Origin of the sequence: Poinsettia branch-inducing phytoplasma str. JR1, from assembly GCF_000309465.1 — a bacterium.
Lineage (GTDB): Bacteria > Bacillota_I > Bacilli_A > Acholeplasmatales > Acholeplasmataceae > Phytoplasma > Phytoplasma pruni.
On the sequence record NZ_AKIK01000146.1, the window covers coordinates 1 to 498 of the forward strand.

1 protein-coding gene is annotated in these 498 nt (G+C 29.9%); it reads right to left on the reverse strand.

Annotation, left to right across the window (positions count from 1 at the left end; genetic code table 11):
- Nucleotides 1-132: 132 nt before the first annotated feature.
- A partial coding sequence (locus tag ON17_RS02720; RefSeq protein ID WP_017191970.1) for a dTMP kinase occupies nt 133-498 on the reverse strand: 366 nt, incomplete at its 5' end.

The following is a 498-nucleotide window of genomic DNA, read 5'->3' on the forward strand; positions in this document are numbered from 1 at the left end:
GGTCTTTGGTTGGTTTTTTGAGTTTTTTTAAAGATTTTTTTAGTTTTCCAAGTGATGGCGCCATCTTTATGAATGGTTTTGATTTTTCCATTAGAAAAATAGATGTAAGTGTTGCCGTTTTGGCAGGTTTTTTTAGTTATGATTGCCATTTTGTATTTCTCCTAAGTATTTCATAATTGTTCGAATATTTGTTGCGATATTTGCTTTTCCGTTAAGTATTAATTTTATGCCACATTGATGGTGAGTTAAATAACGATAATAACCCTCACGGACAATTTCGAAATAAGTTAAAGATTTGCATTCGATAACATCTAATTTATGATCTTTTTGGTTTTGTTTGCGCTCTAAACCTAATTGTGGTTCGATTTTGAGATAAACAGTCATATCTGGTTTAATAAATTGTTTATTAAGGCAATTAAAGAACTGATAATTTTTATCAATGTTATGAGGGAAAATATGAGGGTAAACTTGATAAGCAAAATTGGAACCTAACCAACG